This is a genomic window from Thermogemmatispora sp. (assembly GCF_019683755.1).
Taxonomy (GTDB): Bacteria; Chloroflexota; Ktedonobacteria; order Ktedonobacterales; family Ktedonobacteraceae; genus Thermogemmatispora.
In genome coordinates this window covers 1-5,557 of record NZ_JADGHT010000311.1, presented here as the reverse complement: position 1 = coordinate 5,557, position 5,557 = coordinate 1, and the positions used below count along the sequence as shown (strand labels likewise).

Below are 5,557 nucleotides of genomic sequence, written 5' to 3'. Positions count from 1 at the left end.
TTGCTGTCGGGCCTCTCCGCCGAGCAGTTGCAGCGTTTGGCGCCCGCACTTCTGAGTCGCTATTTCCAGGTTGAGCGCCTGGAAGGCGAGGGTGGACGCGGCGCGGCCCTGGTTAGCCGGCTGGCCGAGGCGGGTCGCACAGCGCCGGCTTTTGCGCTGCTGACCAACGAGGGAAGCTGGCTGTTGAGGTTGACCGAGGCGGGGCGGGCACGGATGGCTGAGAGCGGACGGGCGCCGGCCTGGAATGCGCTGGATGTGGCTATCGCTCATCGCTTGTTGCTGGAGGAGCTGCTTGGCCTCAGTGCTGAGGATGTGAGCGCGGGACGCTATTTGCGCTATACGCATGAGACGGAGGAGGCGCTAGCTGCTCTGCCGCGTGGGGAGGCGCAGGCGGTGCTGTTGCTCAATCCGACGCCCGTGCGCCAGATCTGCGAGGTGGCGCGCGCCGATGAGCGCATGCCTCAGAAGTCGACCTATCTGTATCCCAAGCTGGCCAGCGGGCTGGTCATTCATCCGCTCTGGTAGCTCCGGCCAGGCCGCTTGTACGACCGCTGCCGGTCACTCGGCCTGGCTGACCAGGCGCGCCCGCGCGGGCGCGCTCTGGGCCGATGGCTGAGGCCGGCTTGTGCGTTTGTCTGCCCAACGGTTTGATGCGGCTGAGCTGAGTTTCGGGAGCGTGATCAGGCGCTGGTCGGGCATCTATGCGAGCGAAGGAGAGGAGCGACGTCCATGATGACGACGACATTGATTGCTGCCGCACAGCTTGAGTCGAGTCCTTCGGCAGAGGAAAATCTGGCGAAGGCCCGTTCGGCGATCGCGCTGGCGGCCCAGCGGGGGGCGCGCCTGGTGATTCTGCCGGAGATCTTCATGGCCTATCTCTCGCATGAGGAGTTTACCGCCCCGCAGGCGCGCCGCGTGGCGCAGTCTTTGGATGGGCCTTTTGTGACTGGTCTGCGCGAGGCAGCACGGACGGCTCAGGTCTGGGTTGTGGCCGGGATGATCGAGGTGGCTGGCGGGACGGAAGAGAAGACCTATAATACGACAGTGGTTATCGATGGGCAGGGCGAGCTGCTGCGCGCTTACCATAAGACGCATATGTTCGATGCCTACGGCTATCGCGAGTCGGATGTCTTTGTGAGTGGGGATCAGCTCTTTGAGCCGCTGGCGACGCCTTTCGGGCGTATGGGGCTGTTCGTCTGTTACGAGTTGCGCTTTCCCGAGGTGGCGCGCTATCAGGCGGCGCGCGGGGTTGATTTCTTTGTGGTGCCCTCTGGTTGGGTCAATGGGCATTTGAAAGAGGTACACTGGCGCCATCTGGTGGTTGCGCGCGCTATTGAGAATACAGCGTATGTCTTTACGTGCGACCAGGCTGGTCATCAGTTCTTGGGCCGCTCGCTGCATGTTGACCCCTTGGGGGTCGTGCTGGCAGAGGGGAGCGAGGGCGAGCAGTTGGTTTTTGGGGAGTTTGATCCGCAGCGTCTGGAGCAGGCCCGGATAAAGGTGCCTGCACTGCAGCATCGCCGCCCCGATCTCTATCGCTAGCGCGGCGCGGCTGCTTGGCCTGCGTGGTCAGCAGCGCTGGCTGCCAGGTGGGTCTGCTCCGTGGGGGCGGAGCCGGTCTCGTGCTGGACCGGCCTAGCGCGGCGGGAAGAGATCACCTGGCAGCGGCTGCAGCTCGTCGCTGTCGAGGGTTTCCAGGAGCAGACGGAAAGGCCCCTGGCGGATCGAGAGGCTGAGGAAGGCCCGGACAAAGGGCTGCTCTTTGAGGGGGAGGCCCGAGCTGGGGTGCAGGGCCGCGGCCACGGCGCGGATGAGGGCGACCTCTTGTTGCCGCCCGGCGAAGGCGAAGAGCTGCCCCTGACGGCGCAGGCGCCTCTCATAGAGGTGGCGCCAGTGGTCGTCGATCAGTTCCTCCAGGGCTTGTTCGACGACGGTCTCGAGGGCCTGACGTTGATCGGTGGTGGCGCGCTGGCTCTGCTTGTCGCTGCGTCCCCGACCTCGGCTGCTGGCTGACGGTACCTGGGGGAATTCGATGGTGCCCCAGTAGCGAGCCATAAAGGGCTGGATGCGCTCCAGTGGCTCATACATCCAGGAGGCAAATTCTGGCCAGCGAAATAGCTCGTCGCCTTTTTGGACGAGTGGGAGCAGCTCGGGGGTGAAGGGTTGGGGATCGAGGGCCGTGGGAATGGGCTGGCCCTGGTGCTGCTGCATTTCGGCGGTGAGCAGGGGGCGCCAGATGGCGTATGCGATGGGCAGCTTGTGGCGCCCGCGGCGGTTGAGGGTGACAGCTTCGGCGATGAGGGCCAGACAGTAGGCTGGGGGAACGGCGAAGTTGGTGAAGCCCTGGTCGCTCATTTCACGGACGAGGCGCTGCCAGCGGTCGACGGTCATTTCGTCGGTGCTGTAGCAGTCTTTGATGCCCCATTGATCTTGACAGAGCAGGTTGATCCCCTTGACGGTCTCCTCAGAGTGCTTCCAGGCAAGCATGATGATTTGGGAGCCGCTGCCGTCGATAAAGCTGACGCGCGCTTCGTAGAGCGGGTAGGTGGGGCGGGCAGCGTCGGCCAGGGCCTGGGCTTCGGTGCCAGGGGTGGCCTGCATGGTGAGGCGTCCCAGGGCGGCGCGAGCGTGCTGCTTGAGCAGACGGTTGGAGCTGGTGCTCAGCAGGTGGTTGAGGGCCGGGATGGCCTGCGGCGCCGCCAGGCTGCCAAGCTGTTCAAGGGCGTCTATGGCGGCCATGACGACGCGCGTTGATTGGTTTTCGAGCAGGGGCAGGAGGAGATGAACGGCACGCGGGTCGTGGCTGCGACCAAGCCAGTCGACGAAGCCAAGGCGCCGCTCCAGGGGCATGCTGAGCACGTCTTCAAGGACGGCTTCAACGCCTAGCTCGCTCTTGCCGACAAGTTCGAGCAGGCGGCTTTGCATCTGCAGCATGGCAGCCTCGGGGTCGTTAAGGTATTCAACCAGGCCTTCCTCTGCTAGCTCGGAGTTGAGTTCGCGGAGGACGGGCGCCAGGGTGAGCTTGGCAAGGTCGCTGACGGTGGGGTCAGTGACAAAGTCTTCGAGGACTTCGCGGTCATCTTCGGTGGCCAGGTGCGAGAGGATATAGACCGCTGTGGAATGGGCCGCCGGGTCACGGCGGCGGAGCAGGGACAGTACTTTGTCGCGCGCCCCTAACAGCCATTCTTCGTCGAGCCGCTCCAGGTAGGCATCCATTTGTAGTGGCTCGATGGCGTCGCGGTGACATAGGGTTTCGAGAATCTCGTCGATGGTCGGGGCTGTGTCTTTGCGCTTTTTTGGCATGCCTCTCCCTCTTTTCTCTCTCTGCGCTGTCTTCCTTCTCACTCAGGCCACAGGGGCGGAAGCGGATGGCAGACGCTGACGCTTGTGCGCTTTGCTCGCTCGCTCTCTTGTTTACCAGGGTCCGGGTGGCTGGTGTTGACTCTCTCTGGCTCCTGCTCGCGCTGGCCAGGTCGCCGCAGTCGGGATCGGTGCGCTCGTTATCTGGCCTGATGGATCAGCGACGCCTCTGCTGTGGTGAAGGCTGCTGATTGTCTGGTTGCTTGCTCGTCGCCGGGCCTTCAGGTCTCGCTCTGTTTGTGAGGATTGTACCACGTCACGGGGTACAAGTCGATAGGTGGTCGGGGGTGAGGCACAGGCTGAGTGAGCCGGCAAGCAAGGGAAGGCCAGGGAAGGGGAGAGGCCAGCCGGTCGGCGTGGCTCAGAAGGGGCTTTCGTCGCGGTAGAGGCGCGGCGGTGGGATGAGGGTCGACAGGGGCGGCTGGTCTAGTTCGTTGAGGGCTTCGCTGAGGAGGGCCAGGCTGATGAGAAAGTCGTCATGGCCGTCGCTGGGGTTGACGTACATGTCAAGGCCACTTTCTCCGAGCAGGCGGTAGCGGGCCTGGCGTAGTTGCTGCCAGCATTCGCGTACAATGGCCGCCGGGGCGCTGGCAGCCTGGTAGAGCTGGAGTCGCCCGCCGTTGATGGCGGCCAGGAACTGGTAGGTGAGGCGCGATTTGCTGGCGCGGGTGAAGGTGAAGGGGAGGAGACGCTCAGGGCCGAGGCGGCTACCCAGGAGGGCGGCCAGGCCGGCGCCGAGGCCGGTGGCGTCGATGATGAGGCGACGCAGGCGCCAGCGCTCGGCCAGGGCCAGGACGGCGCTGTATTGCTCCAGATAGGGGCGGCCTGTCCACCATTGCTGGTGGACGACGTGCAGGCTGGGTAGCCCTAGTTCGTTCTGGCTGAGGGCGGCAATGCTGAGGACGGTGCTGTCGCGGCGTCGCCGTCGTGGGATGCTGCCGCTCTGGCTCAGGAGGGCTAGCTCTTGCTCGGGCCGCCGCTCTTCGCCGCCGATGTCGATGGCTCCCACATAGCGCCCTTCTTCGTGCGGTTCTTCTTGCCAGGGATGCTTTCCCTGGAGCAGGGTGCGCTGCAGGGGGGTGAGCAGGTAGCCGGCGCCGCTGATGGGCTGGAGCAGGTACTGCGTTTGAATGGCGGGGTGGCTCTCGCCTAGTCGCTGGATCTCGCTTTCGACGAAGTGTCGGTAGGCCGGGTTGATGGCCGCCAGGGCGCGCCAGTCGTATTCAAAGTGGGTGCGCCGGCCTTCGTGTTGTTCGCGTTCCAGGTTCAGGGCGCGCTGGCGGGCCAGAAGGGTGTCCTCGCTCCAGGCGGTGCCGTAGAGCACGGTGGTGGCGTTGGTGGTGGCTGCCATTGGACGGAAGTCGCGGTCGAATTTGTCGGGGCTGACGTCCTGGGCTTCGTCGATTTCGAGAAGCAGGCTGGCGGTGGCGCCGACGACGTTGCTCTCGGGGGCGGCGGAGAGAAAGAGGATGCGCGGCCCGCAGTGCCGACGGACAAGCTGCGGTTCGGGTTGCGGCGCCAGTCCGAGGAGGTGGTCGCCGTCGCGCCAGAGGCGCTCGGCCAGGGGCGAGGATTGGAGCAGGCTGAGCAGGCGCAGGCGGCTGTTGAGGAGCTGCGGCTTGAAGGTGGGGGCGGCTTTGACGATGGTGCCTTCGGCGGCAGTGGCTAATAGATAGGCTTCGAGGACAGCGGAGAGCTGGTTTTTGCCCATCTGGCGCGCCAGCATGACGCTGAAGATGTCGCCGCGCCCGTTGTGGACGGAGTCGAGGATGGCGGCGGCGATCTCTCGCTGGTAGGGATAGAGGGGACGCGCCAGGATCTTGCTGGCGAAGTGGTCGAGGTCGTCTTTGGGTGGCCTGGTTGGTGGGTGCTGGGGGTCAATCATGGTGGCACGAGAGCGGGCCAGGCTGGGAACTGGGTGGTGTTGCTCTGAGGGAGGGCCGTCACGGCGGCGGCAGGTTGCCGCCACGCTGGGAGAGGTCGCGTAGTTTGAGCGAGATCTGTGGCCAGAAGCAAACAGCCTGGCCCGCTCGCTCGGCTGGTATGGAGGAGCCTGGAAGGACCGGTCTGCGCGTCGCCTGGCTTTCGCCTGCGGCCTGCGACCGGTCCTTGTAAGGAGTATAGCATATGGCTCTGGGAGTTGGCAAGAGCCGGCGGCGGCAGTGCGCTCAGGCGCCTGGCCCGGGCGGGTGGGTAG

At 65.1% G+C, this 5,557-nt stretch carries 3 protein-coding genes and 1 pseudogene; 2 read left to right on the top strand and 2 right to left on the bottom strand.

Annotated features, from left to right (window positions below; translation table 11 throughout):
- Positions 1 to 525: pseudogene (locus IRZ24_RS16115) on the top strand (hypothetical protein); the annotation flags it as partial.
- A gap of 204 nt (positions 526 to 729) precedes the next feature.
- Positions 730 to 1,542, top strand: coding sequence for a carbon-nitrogen hydrolase family protein (locus tag IRZ24_RS16110; RefSeq protein WP_297166272.1), 813 nt, complete (start codon positions 730 to 732; stop codon positions 1,540 to 1,542).
- 93 nt (positions 1,543 to 1,635) lie between these two features.
- Here the strand turns inward: IRZ24_RS16110 and IRZ24_RS16105 are convergent, their stop codons facing one another.
- Both IRZ24_RS16105 and IRZ24_RS16100 read right to left on the bottom strand, forming a co-directional pair.
- A complete protein-coding gene (locus tag IRZ24_RS16105; protein ID WP_297166269.1) occupies positions 1,636 to 3,303 on the bottom strand; it encodes a HEAT repeat domain-containing protein in 1,668 nt (555 codons plus the stop codon).
- Between the two features lie 418 nt (positions 3,304 to 3,721).
- Positions 3,722 to 5,245: a hypothetical protein gene (locus tag IRZ24_RS16100; protein WP_297166266.1), complete on the bottom strand. Its 1,524-nt coding sequence runs from the start codon at positions 5,243 to 5,245 to the stop codon at positions 3,722 to 3,724.
- Between the last annotated feature and the right edge of the window lie 312 nt (positions 5,246 to 5,557).

Coding starts and splice junctions, on each gene's coding strand:
- IRZ24_RS16110 (WP_297166272.1), top strand. CDS start 730: ATGATGACGACGACATTGATTGCTGCCGCACAGCTTGAGTCGAGTCCT.
- IRZ24_RS16100 (WP_297166266.1), bottom strand. CDS start 5,245: ATGATTGACCCCCAGCACCCACCAACCAGGCCACCCAAAGACGACCTC.
- IRZ24_RS16105 (WP_297166269.1), bottom strand. CDS start 3,303: ATGCCAAAAAAGCGCAAAGACACAGCCCCGACCATCGACGAGATTCTC.